The 19,637-nt window shown below is 64.4% G+C and carries 15 protein-coding genes; 12 read left to right on the top strand and 3 right to left on the bottom strand.

Annotated elements, in window-relative coordinates:
- Positions 1-28 precede the first annotated feature (28 nt).
- Together ACFFP0_RS07130 and ACFFP0_RS07125 are read left to right on the top strand one after the other, a co-directional pair.
- Complete coding sequence (locus ACFFP0_RS07130; RefSeq protein ID WP_377258141.1) at positions 29-1,975, top strand: glycoside hydrolase family 127 protein; 1,947 nt, start codon at positions 29-31, stop codon at positions 1,973-1,975.
- A 9-nt stretch (positions 1,976-1,984) separates the two neighbouring features.
- Positions 1,985-3,082 (top strand): ABC transporter ATP-binding protein, encoded by a 1,098-nt coding sequence (locus tag ACFFP0_RS07125; RefSeq protein WP_377258138.1) that lies wholly within the window; start codon positions 1,985-1,987, stop codon positions 3,080-3,082.
- Between the two features lie 15 nt (positions 3,083-3,097).
- Here ACFFP0_RS07125 and ACFFP0_RS07120 read toward each other — a convergent pair whose 3' ends face one another.
- Positions 3,098-4,333, bottom strand: a complete 1,236-nt coding sequence (locus ACFFP0_RS07120; RefSeq protein ID WP_377258135.1) for an aminotransferase class V-fold PLP-dependent enzyme — start codon at positions 4,331-4,333, stop codon at positions 3,098-3,100.
- Between the two features lie 161 nt (positions 4,334-4,494).
- Here ACFFP0_RS07120 and ACFFP0_RS07115 point away from each other — a divergent pair, with 161 nt between their 5' ends.
- From ACFFP0_RS07115 to ACFFP0_RS07090, 6 genes are all read left to right on the top strand, one after another.
- Positions 4,495-6,237, top strand: a complete 1,743-nt coding sequence (locus tag ACFFP0_RS07115) for an ABC transporter substrate-binding protein (protein ID WP_377258132.1) — start codon at positions 4,495-4,497, stop codon at positions 6,235-6,237.
- Positions 6,238-6,383: 146 nt separating this feature from the next.
- On the top strand, positions 6,384-8,237 hold the full coding sequence (locus ACFFP0_RS07110) for an ABC transporter ATP-binding protein (protein ID WP_377258129.1): 1,854 nt from the start codon (positions 6,384-6,386) through the stop codon (positions 8,235-8,237).
- Complete coding sequence (locus tag ACFFP0_RS07105) at positions 8,234-9,199, top strand: ABC transporter permease (protein WP_377258126.1); 966 nt, start codon at positions 8,234-8,236, stop codon at positions 9,197-9,199. The genes ACFFP0_RS07110 and ACFFP0_RS07105 overlap by 4 nt, the downstream gene beginning before the upstream one ends.
- A complete protein-coding gene (locus ACFFP0_RS07100; RefSeq protein WP_377258123.1) occupies positions 9,196-10,152 on the top strand; it encodes an ABC transporter permease in 957 nt (318 codons plus the stop codon). The genes ACFFP0_RS07105 and ACFFP0_RS07100 overlap by 4 nt, the downstream gene beginning before the upstream one ends.
- Positions 10,153-10,194: 42 nt before the next feature.
- Entirely contained in the window at positions 10,195-11,466 is a 1,272-nt protein-coding gene (locus ACFFP0_RS07095; protein ID WP_377258760.1) for an alpha/beta fold hydrolase, read from the top strand.
- Positions 11,467-11,584: 118 nt separating this feature from the next.
- Complete coding sequence (locus ACFFP0_RS07090; protein ID WP_377258120.1) at positions 11,585-13,387, top strand: aminopeptidase P family protein; 1,803 nt, start codon at positions 11,585-11,587, stop codon at positions 13,385-13,387.
- Between the two features lie 179 nt (positions 13,388-13,566).
- Here ACFFP0_RS07090 and ACFFP0_RS07085 read toward each other — a convergent pair whose 3' ends face one another.
- Both ACFFP0_RS07085 and ACFFP0_RS07080 read right to left on the bottom strand, forming a co-directional pair.
- On the bottom strand, positions 13,567-14,208 hold the full coding sequence (locus ACFFP0_RS07085) for an SGNH/GDSL hydrolase family protein (RefSeq protein ID WP_377258117.1): 642 nt from the start codon (positions 14,206-14,208) through the stop codon (positions 13,567-13,569).
- A gap of 13 nt (positions 14,209-14,221) precedes the next feature.
- Complete coding sequence (locus tag ACFFP0_RS07080; RefSeq protein WP_377258114.1) at positions 14,222-15,037, bottom strand: IclR family transcriptional regulator domain-containing protein; 816 nt, start codon at positions 15,035-15,037, stop codon at positions 14,222-14,224.
- A 246-nt stretch (positions 15,038-15,283) separates the two neighbouring features.
- Here ACFFP0_RS07080 and bglB point away from each other — a divergent pair, with 246 nt between their 5' ends.
- From bglB to ACFFP0_RS07060, 4 genes are all read left to right on the top strand, one after another.
- Positions 15,284-16,402: a beta-galactosidase BglB gene (bglB, locus tag ACFFP0_RS07075; protein ID WP_377258111.1), complete on the top strand. Its 1,119-nt coding sequence runs from the start codon at positions 15,284-15,286 to the stop codon at positions 16,400-16,402.
- Positions 16,403-16,474: 72 nt separating this feature from the next.
- On the top strand, positions 16,475-17,758 hold the full coding sequence (locus ACFFP0_RS07070; RefSeq protein ID WP_377258108.1) for an ABC transporter substrate-binding protein: 1,284 nt from the start codon (positions 16,475-16,477) through the stop codon (positions 17,756-17,758).
- Positions 17,759-17,836: 78 nt separating this feature from the next.
- On the top strand, positions 17,837-18,730 hold the full coding sequence (locus tag ACFFP0_RS07065; RefSeq protein ID WP_377258105.1) for a carbohydrate ABC transporter permease: 894 nt from the start codon (positions 17,837-17,839) through the stop codon (positions 18,728-18,730).
- Between the two features lie 127 nt (positions 18,731-18,857).
- Positions 18,858-19,628 carry a carbohydrate ABC transporter permease gene (locus ACFFP0_RS07060; protein WP_377258757.1) on the top strand — a complete coding sequence of 257 codons (771 nt, stop codon included), beginning with the start codon at positions 18,858-18,860 and terminating at the stop codon, positions 19,626-19,628.
- Positions 19,629-19,637: the final 9 nt, after the last annotated feature.

The following is a 19,637-nucleotide window of genomic DNA, read 5'->3' as shown; positions in this document are numbered from 1 at the left end:
CCCGCAGATATCTGCAGAAGGAGTTTTCATGTCTTCGTCCCTGAAGAAGGCGGCCGGCGGTGCGCCGCGTCTTTTCGAACGCTATGTTCCCGTCGACCATGCCCGCGTTTCCTTCGATGCCGGCTTCTGGAAGAGCTGGTCGGAAACGGTACGCGACGTCACCATCCCGACCCAGCACATGCGTCTTGACGAGGAAGGCTTTCTCGAAGTGCTCGATTTCGACAAGCCGGCGGGACCGCTGGCGCGGCCTATCCAGCCGAGCGGCCTGTCGATGCAGCATTTCTTCGATTCCGACTTCGGCAAGTGGATCGAGGCGGCGAGCTACACGCTGAAGAACAACCCCAATCCGGATGTCGAGGCGAAGATCGACGCGATCGTCGAAAAGCTCGAACACGGCCAGATGGCCGACGGCTACCTCAACAGCTGGTTCATCCGCCGCGAGCCGGAGAAGCGCTGGACCAACCTGCGCGACCTGCACGAGATGTATTCCATGGGGCATCTCCTGGAAGGGGCGGTCGCCTACTTCCAGGCGACGGGAAAGCGCCGCTTCCTCGACGTGATGATCCGGGCCGTCGACCACATCATCGACACTTTCGGCGCCGAGCCCGGCAAGCTGCGCGGTTACGACGCCCACGAGGAGATCGAGCTTGCGCTGGTGAAGCTCTATCGCGTCACCGGCGACCCGCGCCACCTGAAGCTCGCGACCTATTTCGTCGACGAACGCGGCCGCATGCCCTCCTATTACGACGAGGAGGCCCGCCGTCGCGGCGAGGACCCGGCAGACTACGTCTACAAGACCTACGCCTACAGCCAGGCGCATACGCCGGTGCGGGAACAGACGCAGGTCGTGGGGCACGCCGTCCGCGCCATGTATCTCTTCTCGGCCATGGCCGATCTCGCCTATGAGAACGACGATCCGACGCTGAAGTCCGCCTGCGACAAGCTGTTCGACAACCTCACCGGCCGGCAGCTCTATGTGACCGGCGGCCTTGGCCCCTCGGCCTCGAACGAGGGCTTCACGCGCGAATTCGACCTGCCGAACGAGACGGCCTATGCCGAGACCTGCGCCGCCGTGGCGCTCGGGTTCTGGAGCCACCGCATGGCCCAGATCGACCTTGACGGCAAGTTCACCGACGCGCTGGAAACGGTGCTGTTCAATGGCGCGCTTTCCGGCATCTCCCGTGACGGCGAGCACTATTTTTATGAAAACGTGCTCGAAAGCCACGGCCAGAACCGCCGCTGGAAATGGCATTACTGCCCCTGCTGCCCGACCAATATCGCCCGTTTCATCACCTCGCTCGGCCAGTACTTCTACTCTGCAAAGGCGGACGAGGTCGCCGTGCATCTTTATGGCGCCAACACGGCCGAACTCGACGTCGCAGGCCGGTTCCTGCGGCTGAAGCAGGACACCGCCTATCCGTGGGAGGGCGACGTGCGTCTTTCGGTCGGCCTGTCGGTTCCCGCCTCGCTCACCTTCCGGCTGCGTATCCCCGGCTGGTGCCGCACGGCGCGGATTTCCGTCAACGGGCAGGAGATCGATTTTTCCGCGTCGGTGGAGAGGGGCTATGCCGCGATCACCCGCGAATGGAAGGACGGAGACGAGATCCGCCTCTCCTTCGACATGCCGGTCGACCGGCTTTATGCCCATCCGGCGGTCGGCGAGGACGCGCATCGGGTCGCCTTCAAGCGCGGTCCGGTGGTCTATTGCGTCGAGGAGACGGATATCGGCACGGAACCGCAGCGGCTGAGGATCGCCCGCGACGCCGCGCTCGAACCGCGCTTCGACGCGGGCCTGCTCGGCGGCGCCGTGGTGCTCGAAGGCGAGGCGCTGGAAGCCGATGCCGGCGACTGGAACGGCACGCTCTACCGCAGCGCGCCGCCCTCGCTGAAGCCGAAGGCCTTCAAGGCCATTCCCTATCACCTCTGGGCCAATCGAGCCGAAGGCGCGATGCAGGTCTGGCTGACGGAAAAGTAGGAGACGGACATGGCAAGACTGGAACTCAGGAATGTCATCAAGTCATACGGCATCTACGAGGCCGTCCGTGGCATCAGCCTCGATATAGAAGACAAGGAGTTCGTCGTCTTCGTCGGTCCGTCCGGCTGCGGCAAGTCGACGACGCTCAGGATGATCGCCGGGCTTGAACACATCTCGGGCGGCGAGATCGTCATCGGCGATCAGGTGGTCAACCGGCTCGGTCCCGGCCGGCGCGACATCGCCATGGTGTTCCAGAACTATGCGCTCTATCCGCATATGACCGTTCGGGACAACATCGCTTTCTGCCTGGAGCAGCAACGGCTGCCGAAGGCGGAAATCGACAGGCGGATCGCCACGGCCGCCGAAACGCTGCACATCGCCGAATTGCTGGAACGGCGGCCCGGCCAGCTTTCGGGCGGCCAGCGCCAGCGCGTCGCGATGGGCCGCGCCATCGTTCGCAATCCGAAGGTCTTCCTGTTCGACGAGCCGCTGTCGAACCTCGACGCCAAGCTGCGCGTCAAGATGCGGACCGAGATCAAGCGCCTTCACCAGTTGTTGCCGACGACGACGGTCTATGTCACCCACGACCAAGTGGAAGCGATGACCATGGCCGACCGTGTCGTGGTGATGAACCAGGGCGTCGTCGAGCAGATGGGCGAGCCGCAGGAACTCTATCTGAACCCGGTGAGCAAGTTCGTGGCGGGTTTCATCGGTTCGCCGTCGATGAATTTCATGCCTGCCCGGCTGGAGGCCGGAGGCGACGATCTCTCCGTCGTTCTGGAAGACGGGACCCGTCTTGCCGTTCCGCCGGCCAGGGCGACGGTCTTCCGGCGTCATGCGGGCCGGGACGTGACGTTCGGAATCCGCCCCGAGGCGATTTCCGGCCGCCAGGAACGTCCGGACTGGGTGCCGTTCGATGCTCCGGTCGATCTGGTGGAGCCGCTCGGCGCGACGACGATGGTCTATTTCAACATCGGCGGAAGCGGCATCTGCGCCAGCGTCGAACCCGATGCGATCCTGAAGGCCGGGACGACCGTGCCTCTTTCGATCAACATGAACCAGATGCACCTGTTCGATCTCAAGTCCGAACGATCGCTGGCGATCTGATCCCCGGCCGGCGCCTCAGGTGCCGGCCAGCACCGAGACCAGTTCCTCGATCGCGGCCGGCCGTGTCGAGGCATGCAGGCTGAACCGTAGCCGCAGGGCGTCATGCCGGGTGAACGAAAAGCCCGCCTCCGCCGCGCGCAGGGCGGCTTCCGGCGACGGCGCCTCGATCACCGCGATGCCGGCGCGGCGTGCCGGTTCCCGTTCCGACAGCACCCGCAGGCCGTTCCGGGCGGCAAGATTTTCGATGAGGCTGTAACGTGCGGCGATTTCCGTGGCGACCCAGCCCGGCCCGACGCCCTCGATCAGTTCCAGGGCCTCGGCGAAGCAGCCCGCGAGGACGGGGGACAGGCGGGTCGCGTCGAAACGCGCCGCGCCGTGCCGCGGAACATGCCGTTCGCGATGCAGGTCGAGACTGTCTTCGATGCCCGCCCAGTTCGCCGCCAGCGGCAGGAGGCGTTCCAGCGCACGGTCGGAAAGCGCCATGAAACCGGTGCCCTGTCCGGCCCGCATCCATTTCTGCCCGCCGGCGACGACGACGTCGGCCAGCGTCCAGTCCTCCTCGACCACGCCGAAGGCCTGGATCGCATCGACCACCAGCAGCCGGTCGCCGATCGCTTCGCGGATGCGCGCAAGGTCGGCGCGATAGCCGGTCCGGAAGTCGACGGCGCTGATCGAGACGACATCGGTCGAAGCCCCCAGATTGGCGGCGACCAGTTCCGGTGTCACGGGCTCGTCGAGAGCGCCGATGAAATGCGCCGTTGTCCGCCCGCCCGTGGCGGCATTTCGCCATGGCCAGACATTGGCGGGAAACTGGTAGCCTCCGGCGACGACGCGCGTGCCTTCCGGCAGTCCCATGGCCACCTGGACCAGCGAGGACGAGGTGTTGGGTACGAGGGTTATGTTTTCTTCCCGAAACCCGGACAGCCGCGCCAGCGAGGCGAGCGCCCGCGGTTGCTGGAGCGCCAGCAGCCGCTCGGATGCCGTGTCGGCGAGCGCCGCGGCCCGGTTGAGCCGGTCGCCCGCCTCGATCACCGGTTCCGACGCGGGGCCAAGGCTTGCGAAGTTCAGGTAGCGCCGGTGCTCGCGAAACGCCCCGAGATAGCGGTCCGGTGAAAGCGGCGGCGGGTTGGCGGCGGTCCTGGAAGGCGTTCCGCCGGTGTTTCGGGCGTCGCAGTCGCCCGGCCTTTCGTCGCGGCGGTCGGCTTCGCTGCGCGCTTCGAGCCCGAACCCAGGAGCCGTAGACGAAGCCATTTCAGATTCCTTTCACGCCGATGCCATGACGACAAAGAGAACACTAATCTGTGTTCAGTTTGTCGACAATTCTATTGACAGAACGGAGCGGCCGCAACAGAATTCGCGCGCGGACCGGGGAGGTTCGAAAATTTGCTAACTCAGCACAAGGGAACGGTTTCATGAGCTTTCGTCGGACGACCATGGCGCTGCGCGTCGCAGCCGCGGCATTGGCCGCATCGTGTTCAACTCTAGCGTTTGCGGCCGAGCCGCAGACCGGCGGAGTTCTCAGAATCGTCGGCACGGCCGATCTCGATCACTTCGATCCCACCTCGGCGGCTCTGGTCACGACCAACAACTTCCTGCGCGCCGTCACCCGCCAGCTCGTGAGCTATGAGGCGTCCACCGACGAAAACGTTCGCATCGAGCCCAAGGGCGATCTGGCGGCGGCGGTGCCCCAGCCGACCGATGGCGGCCTGACCTACACCTTCACCCTGCGCGACGGGGTGACCTGGAACACGCCGTCCGGCGCCCGTGCGATCGCCGCCCAGGATTTCGAGCGCGGCGTGAAGCGCATGTGCAATCCCGCTCTCGGCTCCGCCGCGCTCACCTATTATGTCGACCTGATCAAGGGCATGCGCGAATTCTGCGACGGCTTTGCGAAGGTCGCTCCCACCGTCGAGGCGATGAAGGCCTATATCGAAGGCAACGACATTTCCGGTATCGAGACGCCCGACGGCAAGACGATCGTCATCCGCCTGACGGAAACCGCCGGCGACTTCGTCTACATGCTATCCCTGCCGACGGCCGCTCCGGCTCCGGTGGAAGTGCTGGACTATATGCCCGACGGCCCGGAATATCGCTCCAACTTCATCGCCAGCGGTCCCTACACCGTTGCCGAATACGTGCCGGACAGCAAATTGCAGCTCGTGCGCAATCCTTCTTGGAAAGCCGAATCCGATCCGCTGCGGAAGGCCTATGTCGACGAGGTCGAGATCACCTTCGGCATTCAGCCGGACGCCGCGATCCAGCAGCTGCAGGCCGGTGACGGCGACATGACCTACGACATCATCATCCCCCCGGCGACGCTGCACATGCTGAGCACCGGCGGCGACGAGAAGCTGATGACCATGTCTGTCGGCCGCACATCGTTCATCTTCATCAACACGGTGTCCGACAACAACAAGGGCGCGCTGAAGGACCTGCGCGTGCGCCAGGCGCTCCAGTATGCGATCGACAAGGCCGCCATCGTGCAGCAATGGGGAGGTGCCGCCGTCGCGCAGCCGCAGAACGGCATCTTCGGCCCCGGCGTGCTCGGCTATCATGAATTCGATCCCTATCCGTCCGAGGGCGCCAAGGGCGATCCGGCAAAGGCCAAGGCGCTGCTTGCGGAAGCCGGCTTCCCGAACGGAATCAAGTTCAAGATGCCCTATCGCAACCAGAATGCCGAGCCCGCCATCGCCCAGACGATCCAGGCGAGCCTGAAGAAAGCCGGCATCGAGATCGAGCTTATTCCGGTCGCTCCGTCGGACTATTATTCGAAGTTCATGACCAACCCGCGCAACACGAAGGAAGGCAGCTGGGACATCGCTCCGGTCGGCTGGTCGCCGGACTGGGTCGGCGGTGCCGCGCGCTCGGTCTTCCAGCCACAGTTCACCTTCAACGGCACGCACCAGACCTATAACTACACCGACTACAACAACGCCGAGGCCAACAAGATCGCCCAGCAGGCGATCAACGCCACCACCTCGGCCGATGCGGCCAAGCTGTGGGCGCAGGTCGACGAACTGGTGATGAAGGATGCGCCGATCGTGCCCTACGTCTCCGAGAAGATCGTTCTCTACCGGGGCGAAGCCGTCCAGAACTTCCAGCCCTATGCGCTCGGCGCCCAGGGCGACTGGACCAACGTCTGGCTCGACCGCTGAACGTCCTGAACCGCCGCCGCATCGCCGGCGCGTCCTTTAAAACCGCAGATCAGACGCGAGCGATCGCGTCTGATCTGCCATATGGAACTTTCCTTTCCGTGAGGCCGGCATTGCCCGTGGCCATGCCGGTTCCGAAGGAGTGATGAATGCCAATACTCGAAGCACGTAACCTCACCATCCGCATCCCGACCGAGGACGGCATCGTACAGGCCGCCCGCAACGTGTCGTTCGCGGTGGGAGAGGGGGAGTTCTTCGGCATCGCCGGGGAGTCCGGCTCCGGCAAGAGCGTGCTGACGCAGGCGGTCATGGGCCTGCTGCCGAATGCCGAGATCACCGGCGAGGTGCTTTTCCAGGGCGTCAACCTGCTCGATCTCGGCCCGGGCGAGATGCGCAAGGTGCGCGGCGCCCGGATCGGCATGATCTTCCAGGACCCGTTGTCCAGCCTGCACCCCTATTACACCATCGGCGCCCAGATCACCGAGATGATCCATGCCCATGAGCGCGTGTCTCGCGACGAGGCGAAAAGGCGGGCGATCGATCTTCTGGAGCGCGTCGGCATTCCGAACGCCGCATCCCGCTTCGACAGCTATCCGCACCAGTTTTCCGGCGGCATGCGGCAGCGCGTGATGATCGCCATGGCGCTGGTGCTCAATCCTCCGCTCGTCATTGCCGACGAGCCGACGACGGCGCTCGACGTGACCGTCCAGCAGCAGATCATCGACCTGATCAACGAGATGCGCCGCGAGCGCGGCACCACCGTCGTCATGATCACCCACGACCTCGGGCTGCTGTCGAGCGTCGCCGACCACGTCATGGTCATGTATGCCGGCAATCGCATGGAGATCGGCAGGAGCGAGGCGCTGTTCACCGCGCCGGCCCATCCCTACACGGCGGGCCTGCTCAATTCGTCGCCGGCGAACTATACGCCGGGCAGCGAACTGGTGCCGATCCCCGGGCGTCCGCCGAGCCTCATCCATCTGCCGCGCGGCTGCGTTTTCCGTACCCGTTGCCAGCATGCCGCCGCCCAGTGCGCCAATCCGCCGCCGCTCAGGATCTTCGAAGACGGCGCGCAGAGCCTCTGTTGGCTGGAGGCCGTTCCGGACGCGAAGCCTGCGGCCGGAACGGCTTCCGTCTCCGCGGCGGCCGAGGGTGTAAAGGAGCCGGCGCATGTCGTGGAGGCGCGCGACGTGCGGCTCAGCTACAGCCTCGGCGGCATCTTCGGCGGTGCGAAATCGCTCGAGGTGCTGAAGGGCATCGATCTCGATCTCCGCAAGGGCGAGACGCTCGGCCTCGTCGGCGAATCCGGCTGCGGCAAGTCGACCTTCGCGCGCGTGCTGGCGGGGCTCATCCCGGCGACCGGCGGTTCGGTCCGCTTCGAGGGGCAGGCGCTTGAAACCCTTTCGGGCCGCGAGTGGCGGGAGATGCGCAAGCGCGTCCAGCTCGTCTTCCAGGACCCGTTCGGTTCCCTCAATCCGCGCAGGCGGGTGAGTTCCATCATCGGCGAACCGTTGCGCATCCACAACGTCTGTTCCGGCGAGGCGCGCAAGCGCGCCGTGCAGGGCCTCATGGAGCGCGTCGGCCTCAATCCCGAACATTACAACCGGTTCCCGGCGGAGTTTTCCGGCGGCCAGCGCCAGCGCATCGGCATCGCCCGGGCCCTGGCGCTCAACCCGGAACTCATCATCTTCGACGAGCCGGTCTCGGCGCTCGACGTTTCCATTCAGGCGCAGGTGCTCAACCTGATGCGGGAGCTGCAGCAGGAGCTGAGGCTCACCTATCTTTTCATCTCGCACGACCTTGCCGTCGTGCGCCATGTCTGCGATCGCATCGCGGTGATGAGCAAGGGCCGGATCGTCGAGCTCGCCGATGCGGAGACGATCTATACCAACGCCAGCGACCCCTATACGCGTGAACTGATCGCGGCATCGTTCCACGAACCGCGCAAGGGGGCATCGCTTGTCCGGCGTCTGGTCGACACCATTCCGGGAGAAGTTGCGTGACTGTCGAAATCCAGGAAGAAGAGACGCGCGCCGTCGTGCAGCGCAGCCCGTGGGAGCTGACGCTGCGGCGGTTCGTGCGGGACAAGGCGAGCCTGGCGGCACTCGTCTTCATCCTGCTGCTGGTGGTGTTCGCGGCCTGCGCTCCGCTGATCGAGGCTGCGATCGGGCATTCCCCCATCGAGCAGTATCGGGAGACGGGCCTGAGCGACATGGGCCTGCCCGTCGCGCCGAACGGCGAATTCCTGCTCGGAACCGATCATCTCGGGCGTGACGTCCTCGTGCGGCTCGCCTATGGCGCGCGGGTCTCGTTGCTTGTCGGCGTGCTCGCCTCGCTTGCCGCGGCCTTCATCGGCCTGACGGTCGGCATGGTGGCCGGTTATGTCGGCGGGGCGACCGACATGGTGCTGAGCCGCATCATGGATCTGGTCATGAGCGTGCCCTTCCTGCTCTGCGCGCTGGCGCTGGTCTCGGTCTTCGGCCCGAGTCTCGGCTTGAGCGTCGGTGTCATCGTCTTCTTCAGCTGGACGACGATGGGGCGCGTCATCCGCGCCGAGGTCAGCTCCCTGCGGCGGCGGGAATTCGTCGAGGCGAGCCGGTCGCTGGGGGCGGGGCCGGTTTCCATCATGGTGCGGGATATCCTGCCCAATCTCAGCGTGCCGATCATCGTCTATACGACCATGATGATCCCGAGTTCCGTGGTCTTCGAGGCGACGCTCTCCTTCCTCGGGCTCGGCATCGTGCCGCCGACGCCGAGCTGGGGCGGCATGCTGGCGGATGCCGCCGCCAATTCCATCTATCTCGTGGCTTGGTGGCTGGTCGTCTTTCCGGGCACGGCGCTTCTCCTGACGACGCTTGCCTTCAACATCCTCGGCGACGGCCTGCGCGATGCGCTCGATCCCCGGGCGCGGCCGGTCCGGATGAGCCGTTTCCGCAAGGCGGGCAGAAAGGCAGGCCGCGCATGATCCGTTTCCTCGCAAAGCGGTTCCTCTTTTCGGCTTTCGTGCTTTTCGCGCTCAGCCTGTTCGTCTTCTTCCTGTTCTTCGTCGCGCCGGGCGATCCGGCCCGCGTGATCGCCGGCGACAAGGCGACCGAGGCGCAGCTGGTGCAGATCCGCACCAATCTCGGCCTCGACCGGCCGATGTACGAGCAATATGCGAAATTCGCCGGCAAGGCGCTTCAGGGCGATCTCGGCTTTTCCTATCGCAACCAGCAGCCGGTGACGAAACTCATCGCCAACCGCATTCCGGCGACCGTTTCGCTGGTGATCGGCGGGGTCGTATTCTGGCTGCTGATCGGCATTCCGATCGGCATCATGTCCGCCCGCCATCCGGGAGGCCTGAGGGACAGGCTGGGGCAGGGCTTCATCCTCATCGGCCTGAGCTTCCCGACCTTCGTTCTCGGCATGCTGTCGCTCTATGTCTTCTATTTCCTTCCCAAGCAGGCGGGCTTCACCCTGTTTCCGGCCGGCGGCTACAAGCCGTTCCTCCGGGACCCGCTCGTCTGGGCATGGCATCTCTTCCTGCCCTGGATGACGCTGGCGCTGGTCACGGCGGCCATCTATGCGCGGCTGACGCGCGGCAACCTGTTGCAGGTGATGGGCGAGGACTATATCCGCACCGCCCGCTCCAAGGGGCTTTCGGAGACCATGGTTCTCTTCCGGCATGGCCTGCGCAGCACGCTCACCCCGCTCGTCACGCAGCTCGGCGCCGATATCGCCATCCTGCTCGGCGGCGCCATCGTCATCGAGCAGATCTACGGTCTTCAGGGTGTCGGAGCGCTTGCGGTGCAGGCGGTGAAGAACCAGGACAGGCCGATCATCATCGGTGTGGTGCTGCTCGGCGGCCTGTTCATCGTTCTGATGAACATCATCGTCGATCTTCTCTACGCGATACTCGACCCCCGGGTCAGACAGTAAAGGACAAACATCGTGGCGGTTTGCGAATACACCATTCCCGGCATGTTCATCCGCGATCATCTGGCGCCGGTTCCGCTGGACTGGACAAAGCCGGATGGCGGGACGATCGAGGTTTTCGCGCGCGAGGTCTGCGATCCGGTCCGCAAGGACGAGAAACTGCCGCTGCTCGCCTTCCTGCAGGGTGGGCCGGGCGGCAAGTCGCCGCGTCCGGCCAATGGCGGGCCGTCCTGGCTGGCGGAAGCGATCAAGACCCATCGCGTCGTGCTGCTCGACCAGCGCGGCACGGGCCGCAGCTCGCGGATCGAAAGCGCGACCATGGAACGCTTCGGCAGCGACGGGCAGGCGGCGGCCGATTATCTCGCCTGTTTCCGCGCCGACAGCATCGTGGCGGATTTCGAGCATGTCCGGAAGACGGTGTTCGGCGGCCAGCGCTGGGAAACGCTCGGCCAGAGCTATGGCGGCTTCCTGACGCTCACCTACCTTTCCAGGGCGCCGGAAGGCTTGTCCGCCTGCTATGTCACCGGCGGCCTTGCCGGCCTCGACGCCACCGCGGAGGACATCTACCGCCGCACCTATCCGCGCGTGGCGGCCAAGACGAAGCGCTATTACGAACGTTATCCGGAAGACCGCGAGCGCATTGGCCGCATCGCGGATTTCCTTGCCGCCAACGACGTCCGCCTGCCGGATGGCGACCGCCTGTCGGTTCGCCGCTTCCAGACGATCGGCATCGATTTCGGCATGGCGCCGGGTTTCGAGAACATCCACTGGATGATCGACGAGGCCTTCTCGTCCGCCGGCGAGCACCGGCTTTCCGATGGCTTCCTCGCCTCGGTGATGAACGCCACGTCCTATGACGGCAATCCGCTTTTCGCGGTGCTGCAGGAGAGCATTTACGGGCAGGGACGCAGCGCGACCGACTGGGCGGCGGAGCGCGTGCGTGCGGAATTCCCGCAATTTGCCGAGACGCACCGGCCTCTGACCTTCACCGGCGAGATGATGTTTTCCTGGATGTTCGACGAAATCCGGTCGCTGCGTCCCTTCCGCGCGGGCGCCCTGGCGCTTGCCGCACGCGAGGAATACGGCACCCTCTACGATCCGGCGCGCCTCGCTTCGAACGAGGTGCCCGTGGCCGCCGCCGTCTATTTCGACGACATGTATGTGGATGCGGGGCTTTCGCTCGATACCGCTTCGCGGGTGGGTAAGCTCGAAAGCTGGGTCACCAACGAGTTCGAGCATGACGGCGTGCGCCAGTCGCCACGCGTGTTCCGCCGGTTGGTGGACATGGTGAAGGAGCGGGGCGGCCCGCGCTCCTGATATATCGGAACGCCGATCCGACTGGATCGGTCCGGCGTTCCAACCATTTATTTTTTAAAGCATAATCCTGTCGATCCTCGTTTCACTCCGGTCGGATTATGCGCGAACGGAGGTTCTCATGAGCAGTTCCCTGTCCATCCGGGAGCGCCTTGCCGTGCTTCGCGAAGAGCTTGCAAGCCGCGGTTATGACGGCTTCGTCGTGCCGCGCGCCGACGCCCATCAGAGCGAAGTCGCCGCTCCGCGCGACAACTGCCTTGCCTTCATCACCGGCTTCACGGGATCGGCCGGCCTGGCGCTCGTCCTTGCCGACAAGGCGCTGATCTTCGTGGACGGCCGTTATGAAATTCAGGTGCGGCGGGAGGTCGATGAGGCGCTTTTCGAGATACGGCACCTGCACAATGCGCCGATCGATCGCTGGATGCGGGAGAATGGCGTTGCCGGCATGCGCGTCGCCTTCGATCCCATGCTGGTCAACGGGGAGCTTTACGATCGCATGGCCCAGGCGATGGCTTCGGCCGGCGGCAGCCTCGTGCCGTGTGACGGCGATCTCTTCGACCGCGTCTGGAAGGACCGGCCGGAAGCCCCGCTCGGGCCGGTGCGTGCCATGCCGGTTTCCATTGCCGGCGAAAGCTCGGCCGACAAGAGAAAACGGTCCGGCGAAGCCGTGCGGCAGGCCGGCGCCGTGGCGCTGGCGGAAAATCTTCCGGACAATATCGCATGGCTGCTCAACGTGCGCGGTTCCGACGTTCCGATGAACCCGGTGCCACATTCCTTCCTGCTGCTGGAGGCGGATGGCGGTGCCGAGTGGTTCGTCGACCGGCGCAAGCTTGGCAACGACCTTGCGGATTTCGAACTGAGCGACGTGCGGATTTCTCCGCCCTCGTCCTTCCTCGCCCGCGTGACGGAGATTGCCGGCAAGGGGCCGGTCATGGCCGACCCGCAATTCGCGCCGGTCTCCGTCCGGCTTGCGGTGGACGCCGGCCGGGGCCGTCTGGTGTCGAAGGCAAGTCCTCTGACCCTGCTGAAGGCGAAGAAGAATGCCGCGGAGCTGGAAGGCTACCGGCGCAGCCATATCGAGGATGGTGCCGCGCTGACCGATTTTCTGGCCTGGGTGCTCCGGGAAGGCAGGCGGCGCGAAGGAACCGCGACGCCCCTGACCGAGGTGGAGGCGGAAGCGCGGCTTCTCGAATTCCGCGGCCGCCGCAAGGGTTTTCTGGAGGAGGGCTTCCGCTCGATTTCGGCGTCCGGCGTGAATGCGGCGCTCTGCCATTACAACGCCGCCGAGGCGACGAACGCCGTGATCGACAGCCGCCTGCCGTATCTCATCGATTCCGGGGGGCAATATGTCGACGGCACGACGGACGTCACCCGCACCCTGTTCCTCGGCCCCGCCACGCCGGAAATCCGCCGCACCTACACGGCGGTGCTCAAGGGGTTCCTGTCGCTGATCATGGCGCAGATGCCGGTCGGCACCCAGGGCCATCAGCTCGACGCCTTCGCGCGCCGGCCGCTCTGGGATCTCGGGCTCGACTACGATCACGGCACCGGCCACGGCGTCGGCCACAACATGCTGGTGCATGAGCACCCGCACCGCTTCGCCAAGGTGGCCAATCCCTACGGGCTGGAGCCCGGCAATATCATGACCATCGAGCCCGGCTATTACGAGGCCGGTGAGTACGGCCTGCGCGTCGAGAACCAGGTCGAGGTGGTCGCGTCCGCTCCGGGCTTCTGCCGTTTCGCCTCGCTGACATTCGCGCCCATCGATCTCTCGGCGGTGGATATTTCGGAGATCAGCCGGTCGGAAATCGCCTTCCTCGATACCTATCACCAGCGGGTGAGGGAGGTGCTCATGCCGCTCGTCCTGGAGGAAACGCGACCGTTCCTGATCGACCAGACAAGGCCGGTCGCAGAAAGGTCCTGAGACCGAAAGAGTTTGATGCCGGTTCTGCGAGGGGAGCGTGTATCGCCACGCTTCCCGTCAAGCTGCCGCCGAGTGGTTGAAGAACCGCGGGTCGTGGGGCCGGATAGCCGGCATCCATTCTATGACCGGAAGCCTCCGGCTCAGGGTAGGGACGTAGGCGTGTCCGATCCCGGGACAACTCAATCCGCGAGCGCCCGGATGACGGGAAGCAGCGCGTCGGCGAGTGCGATGTGGGCTTCCTCGCTCAGATGCACGCCGTCGACACCGGAGGCGGCGGCGACGCTGCCGGCATCGAAGAAGGCCGCGCCCATTTCCCCGGCGAGGCTTTCGAAAAGTGGCGCCAGGCGGCGCGACTTTTCCGCTCCGCCCGCGAGGATTTCGTCGTGGGGCGGTACCTCGCTGATCGGAGCTGGAGCGATGATCAGCAGCTTGGGCTGCGTGCCGTCCGGCCCGCAGGCGCCGGCGCGGATGCGCAGCAGTATCCGCTTCAGGCCCTCGGCGATCTCGTTCGCCGGAAGGTTCAGCCTCGCCTTGAGGTCGTTCGTCCCGAGCATGACCGCGACCGCATCCATGGGCGCATGGCTTTCGAGGATCGCCGGAAGCACCGAGAGACCGTTCTTGTGGGCGCCCGTGAAGGGATTGTCGTGGACGGTGGTCCGGCCGGGAAGGCCCTCGTCGATCACCCGCCAATCCGGATGGAGCGCCCTGGCAAGCCGCATCGGCCAGCGGATCTCCGGGCCGTAGCGGAAGCTCGTGCCGTCCGCCTGGATCGGGGATGCCCCATAGGTGTTGGAATCGCCGTAGACCAGCAGGGTTCGCATCGCAGGTCCGCCTTCAGGTTTTCGCCGCTTCGGCGCCGGCGATGTTCCCGGAATATCCGAAGGCTTCGGAGGCTTCCTGCCCGGCTGCCATGAGAAGGCCGATATATTCCGGGCGCCGGCTTTCCTCGAAACGGAAAAGAGGGAAGGCGACGCTGATGGCGGCGACCGACTGGCCGAGATGGTTGAGGATGGGAGTGGCCAGGCAGCGCACGCCGGCCTCGGATTCCTCGACCTCTTCGGCATAACCGCGTGCGCGGGTTATCTCCAGCTGTTCGAGATAGGCCTTGGGGTCGGTGATCGTGTTCGGCGCGAGCTTCTGCATCTCCATGGCTTCCAGGTGGTCGCGCACCTCGGTGGGGTCGCGCCAGGCCATCAGCGCCTTGCCGAGCGATGTCGAATGGAGCGGGTTCCGCAGGCCGAGCGTCGAGCGCATGGAAAGGGAATAGGCGCTGTCGTATTTGTGGATGTAGGTGACCTTGTGCTCCCGCGCGTCGAGCACGCCGAGATTGATCGATTCCCCCGTCTTGCGCGATAGCCGCCCCATGACGGTGTCTGCGACCCTCAGAAGATCGGCGCGGTCGTTCAGCGCGCGCACGCCGAGGCTGAAGAGCTTCAGCGTCAGCCCGTAGCGCTCCGTTTCCGGGTTCTGCTCGACGTAGCCGAGATCGATCATGGTCTGCATCAGCCGGTGCGCCGTGGTTTTCGAGGTCATGGCGCGTTGAGCGATGTCGGCAAGGCTCGCGGTCCTGTCCTCGACCAGCGTCTCGAGCACGGCGAAGACTTTCAGAACCGCCGCGGCGTTGTCCGCCTTTGGGCGCGATTCGTTCATCCTGGTATCCTCCCATCTTCGGAACGTCGTCCCGATTTTTTCGCACCGTTGAGCACGGAATTTGCCGCTTCCGATTTAACGCTTTGATTTTGAGCGGTGAAGGCCGGTTTCATCAGTTGCGGTCTGGGTAGTTGAATTTCGGAATGGAGTGTGGTTTCATAAAAAATGAAAGAGCGTTCCGAAAATGTCAACATGTGGTACCGAAAACATGTGCTTTTGGAACGTGCAATGGGAGGACGGACGACAATGCATCCCGCACTGGCGCAGACGCCGCGCTTCATCTCACGCCAGGGCGTGTGCGAGTTGATCGACAGGCTCAGCGAGAACCTGATCAACATCAGGGACGAGACCGGCGAATTTCTGCTGCGCCTGGAAGACGGCCGCGTGATCGACACCAAGGGCTGGGCCGGCTGGGAATGGACGCACGGCATCGGCTTGTACGGGCTCTACAAATATTGGGAGACCACCGGTTCCGACCGGGCGATGAAGATCATCGAGGACTGGTTCGCGGACCGCCTTGCCGAAGGCGCGCCGACCAAGAACGTGAATACGGTCGCTCCGTTCCTGACGCTCGCCCACCTCTACGAGGCGCGGCCGAACCCGGTCTGGCGGTCCTACCTGGAGACATGGGGAGACTGGGTGATGCACCGCATGCCGCGGACCCGGGAAGGCGGCATCCAGCACATCGTCTACAACAGCTACAACGACCAGCAGATGTGGGACGACACGCTCATGATGAGCGTCATGCCGCTTGCCAAGATCGGCCTCGTGCTCGGGCGGCCGGATTATGTCGAGGAAGCCAAGTACCAGTTCCTGATGCATGTCCATTATCTCGCGGATGCGCCGAGCGGGCTGTGGTTCCATGGCTGGAGCTTCGACGGCGACCACAATTTCGCACGCGCGCTTTGGGCGCGCGGCAACAGCTGGATCACGATCGCCATTCCCGAATTCGTGGAGCTCCTGGATCTGCCGCCGGGCGATCCGATCCGCCGGCACCTGCTGTCGGTTCTTTCGCGCCAGGCGGAGGCGCTGAAGCGCCACCAGGATGAAAGCGGGCTCTGGCATACGCTGCTCGACGATCCGGCGAGCTATCTTGAGGCCTCCGCCACCGCCGGTTTCGCCTATGGTTTGATGAAGGGCGTGCGGCTTCGGTATCTCGACGAGGACTATCGCGCATGCGCCGAGCGTGCGGTCCGGGGCGTCATCGGCAACATCAGTCCCGAAGGCGAGCTCATGCAGGTGTCGTTCGGCACCGCCATGGGGCCGGATCTGGATTTCTACCGGAAGATCCCGCTGACCTCCATGCCCTACGGGCAGGCGATGGCGATGCTGTGCCTCAGCGAATTCCTGCGGGATTATCTCTAGTTCCAGGGTGAACCGGCTCCGGGGGAGGGCCGGTCAGACAGGATTGACCCACTACAAGACAAGGAGGAGACCATGAAACTTACACGCAGACACCTTCTCGGCGGCATGGCGGGCGGCGCAGGCCTTGCGCTGATGTCCGCAAAACCCGCCTTTGCCCAGAGCAAGAGCATTCGGCACTTCTGGTGGGGCAATCCGACGCGCGACAAGCGGACCTTCGAAGTGATCGATCGCTTCCAGAAGACGCATCCCGATATCAAGGTCAGCGGCGAGACCATCGGGTGGGGCGACTACTGGACCAAGATGGCGACCCAGACCGCCGGCGGCAACATGGCGGACGTGATCCAGATGGATCATTCGTTCATCCACGAATATGTCAGCCGCGGCGCCCTGAAACCGCTCGACGGATATGTCGGCAAGGCCGTCAAGCTCGATCACTACGACGCCGGCGCCAACGCGGTCGGCACGATCGACGGCAAGCTCTATGGCATCAGCATCGGCTCCACCAGCCAGGCCATTCCCTATAACATCCGCGCCTTCGAGGAGGCGGGCGTCAGGTTCGATCCGCTTGCCTGGACGACGGACGATTTCGCGGCCATCTGCGCCAGGATCACGGAAGCCTCCGGCGGCAAGATGACCGGTTCGGAAGACTTGTCGCTCTACATCGAGAATTTCGAGGTCTGGGTGCGCCAGGCGGGCCACGATCTCTACAATGCCGACGGCACGCTCGGCATGACCGAGGAGGATGTGCGGACCTATTGGGAATTCTGGGCCGGCCTGCGCGGGAAGGGCGTCGTCGAGGGCAAGGACGCCACCGTCCTGCTCGACAAGGCGATGAGCGATCTCGGCATCGTCAAGGGCACGACCGCGATGACCTTCCGTTATGCGAACCAGGTGGGCGCGGTGCAGGCGCTCGTCAAGGACCCGGTCGGCGCGGCCATGGTCCCGCAGCGGAAGGGCATGTCGTGGGGGCATTTCGTGATGCCGTCGATGTTCCTGTCGCTGACCCGCGACGCGCGCGATATCGACTCCTCGCTCACCTACATCAACAACTGGATCACCGATCCCGATACGATCCGCGTCCTCGGCATCGATCGCGGCATTCCGCCGAGCAAGGCCGGCCGCGACGCGCTGGAGCCGACGTTGACGGCGGTCGAGAAGAACGTCGTGTCCTTCTTCGGCGGTATCCAGGGCAAGATCGGCCCGACGCCGAATCCGAAGCCGAAGGGGGCAGGCGAGGTTCGCGACGCCTTCATGCGGGCCGGCACCGAGGTGGTGCTGGGCAATGTCCCGGCCGCCGATGCCGCCGGCCAGTTCATCCAGGATGCCGCCGACATTCTCGAACGCGCCCGCCGCTGACCCGGCAATCGGTCGCTCCCGTCTCCCGCCACCCTCCCCGGGGTGGTGGGGCACATCATTCGAAAGGCCGGAACGCTTATGAAACGCTTCCTGAGGCGCAACGCCGCCGGATACATCTTTCTTTCGCCGTGGCTGCTCGGGTTTCTCCTGTTGGCCCTGGGGCCGATCCTGGCCTCCCTCTACCTGAGCTTTACCCGCTACGACATGGTGTCGGCGCCTAGATGGGTGGGGTTCGACAACTACCAGTACATGTTCGCGCGCGACCGGCGCTTCTGGAAGGCGCTGTCGGTGACGTTCCAGTATGTGATGCTTGCCGTGCCGCTGCGCCTGGCGGTGGCCCTGGGCGTGGCCATGCTGCTCGACAAGGGTCTGCGCAGCATCGGGCTCTACCGGGCGATCTTCTATCTGCCGTCGCTTCTGGGGGCTTCGATCGCGATTGCTATCCTGTGGCGCCAGATGTTCGGTGTCGACGGCGTGGTCAACCAGGTGCTCGCCGTCTTCGGCATCCAGGGGATCGGCTGGATCACCACGCCGTCCACCTCGATCTACACGATGGTCGTGCTCGCCATGTGGCAGTTCGGCTCGCCCATGCTGATCTTCCTTGCCGGCCTGAGGGGGATTCCGCGCGATCTCTACGAGGCGGCGGAGATCGACGGCACGTCGAAATCCCGGCAGTTCTGGCGCATCACCCTGCCCATGCTGGCGCCCGTGGTGTTCTTCAATCTCGTGCTGCAGACCATCGAGGCTTTCAAGACCTTCACCTCGGCCTTCATCATCTCGAACGGCACCGGATCGCCCGCCGACAGCCTGCTCTTCTACACGGTCTATCTGTTCAACGAGGCCTTCAAGTTCTTCCGCATGGGCTATGCCTCGGCGCTTGCCTGGGTGCTGCTGATCATCATCGCGGCCTTCACCGCGCTCGCCTTCGCGACTTCGAGATATTGGGTTCACTATGAAAACGAACGTGATTGAACCGGGCGCGACGGCGGGACAGGACGAGGACGCCCGTATCGCACGCGCATTCAGGGAGCGCCAGAGAAAACGCGGGCGTCAGGCACGGCTGCTGAAGCACGCCTTCCTGATCGCCTTTTCCCTGGTCATGCTCTATCCGCTGCTGTGGCTGACGGCATCTTCCTTCAAACCCGACAACGAGATCTTCGGCAGCCTGTCGCTCTGGCCGAGCCGCTTCCTGTGGTCGAATTATGTCGACGGCTGGCATGCGCTGCCGGTGTCCTTCACCGTCTTCTACAGGAATTCCATCATCGTCACGACCCTGTCGGTGATTGGAAACCTGCTGTCCTGTTCGTTCGCCGCCTATGCCTTCGCGCGGCTGCAGTTCACGGGACGCAGCTTCTTCTTCGCGCTCATGATGATGACCATGATGATCCCGTATCATGTCGTGATCATCCCGCAATACGTGCTGTTCCTGAACCTCGGCTGGGTGGATACCTACCTACCCCTGATCGTGCCGAAGTTCCTTGCCGCGGACGGTTTCTTCATTTTCCTCATGGTGCAGTTCTTCCACCAGATCCCCCGCGAGCTCGACGAGGCGGCGATGATCGACGGCTGCTCTACGTTCAAGATCTTCTGGGCCGTCATCCTGCCGCTTTCGCTTCCGGCGATGGCCACGGCCGCGATCTTTTCATTCATCTGGGTGTGGGAGGATTTCCTCGCCCCGCTCATCTACCTCAACGACATCGAGAGCTACACCGTGCCGCTCGGCCTGCGCCTGTTCATCGACCAGGAAGGCCAGTCGAGCTTCGGGCAGATGTTCGCGATGTCCGTCCTGTCGCTGGTTCCGGTGGTGATCTTCTTCGTCGCGTTCCAGAAACTGATCATCCGGGGCATCGCGACCTCGGGCATGAAATAAGGGAGAGAT

Source organism: Neorhizobium puerariae (assembly GCF_042429745.1).
GTDB classification, from domain to species: Bacteria; Pseudomonadota; Alphaproteobacteria; order Rhizobiales; family Rhizobiaceae; genus Neorhizobium; species Neorhizobium puerariae.
Note: the sequence above shows the minus strand (reverse complement) of the source record. Positions and strands in the feature narration are given on the sequence as shown.

Bases quoted from the DNA above. Each gene is read 5' to 3' on its own strand.
- ACFFP0_RS07085 (WP_377258117.1), bottom strand. From the start codon at position 14,208: ATGCGAACCCTGCTGGTCTACGGCGATTCCAACACCTATGGGGCATCC.
- ACFFP0_RS07115 (WP_377258132.1), top strand. From the start codon at position 4,495: ATGAGCTTTCGTCGGACGACCATGGCGCTGCGCGTCGCAGCCGCGGCA.
- ACFFP0_RS07090 (WP_377258120.1), top strand. From the start codon at position 11,585: ATGAGCAGTTCCCTGTCCATCCGGGAGCGCCTTGCCGTGCTTCGCGAA.
- ACFFP0_RS07060 (WP_377258757.1), top strand. From the start codon at position 18,858: ATGCTCTATCCGCTGCTGTGGCTGACGGCATCTTCCTTCAAACCCGAC.
- ACFFP0_RS07095 (WP_377258760.1), top strand. From the start codon at position 10,195: ATGTTCATCCGCGATCATCTGGCGCCGGTTCCGCTGGACTGGACAAAG.
- ACFFP0_RS07100 (WP_377258123.1), top strand. From the start codon at position 9,196: ATGATCCGTTTCCTCGCAAAGCGGTTCCTCTTTTCGGCTTTCGTGCTT.
- ACFFP0_RS07065 (WP_377258105.1), top strand. From the start codon at position 17,837: ATGAAACGCTTCCTGAGGCGCAACGCCGCCGGATACATCTTTCTTTCG.
- bglB (WP_377258111.1), top strand. From the start codon at position 15,284: ATGCATCCCGCACTGGCGCAGACGCCGCGCTTCATCTCACGCCAGGGC.
- ACFFP0_RS07125 (WP_377258138.1), top strand. From the start codon at position 1,985: ATGGCAAGACTGGAACTCAGGAATGTCATCAAGTCATACGGCATCTAC.
- ACFFP0_RS07070 (WP_377258108.1), top strand. From the start codon at position 16,475: ATGAAACTTACACGCAGACACCTTCTCGGCGGCATGGCGGGCGGCGCA.
- ACFFP0_RS07110 (WP_377258129.1), top strand. From the start codon at position 6,384: ATGCCAATACTCGAAGCACGTAACCTCACCATCCGCATCCCGACCGAG.
- ACFFP0_RS07120 (WP_377258135.1), bottom strand. From the start codon at position 4,333: ATGGCTTCGTCTACGGCTCCTGGGTTCGGGCTCGAAGCGCGCAGCGAA.
- ACFFP0_RS07130 (WP_377258141.1), top strand. From the start codon at position 29: ATGTCTTCGTCCCTGAAGAAGGCGGCCGGCGGTGCGCCGCGTCTTTTC.
- ACFFP0_RS07080 (WP_377258114.1), bottom strand. From the start codon at position 15,037: ATGAACGAATCGCGCCCAAAGGCGGACAACGCCGCGGCGGTTCTGAAA.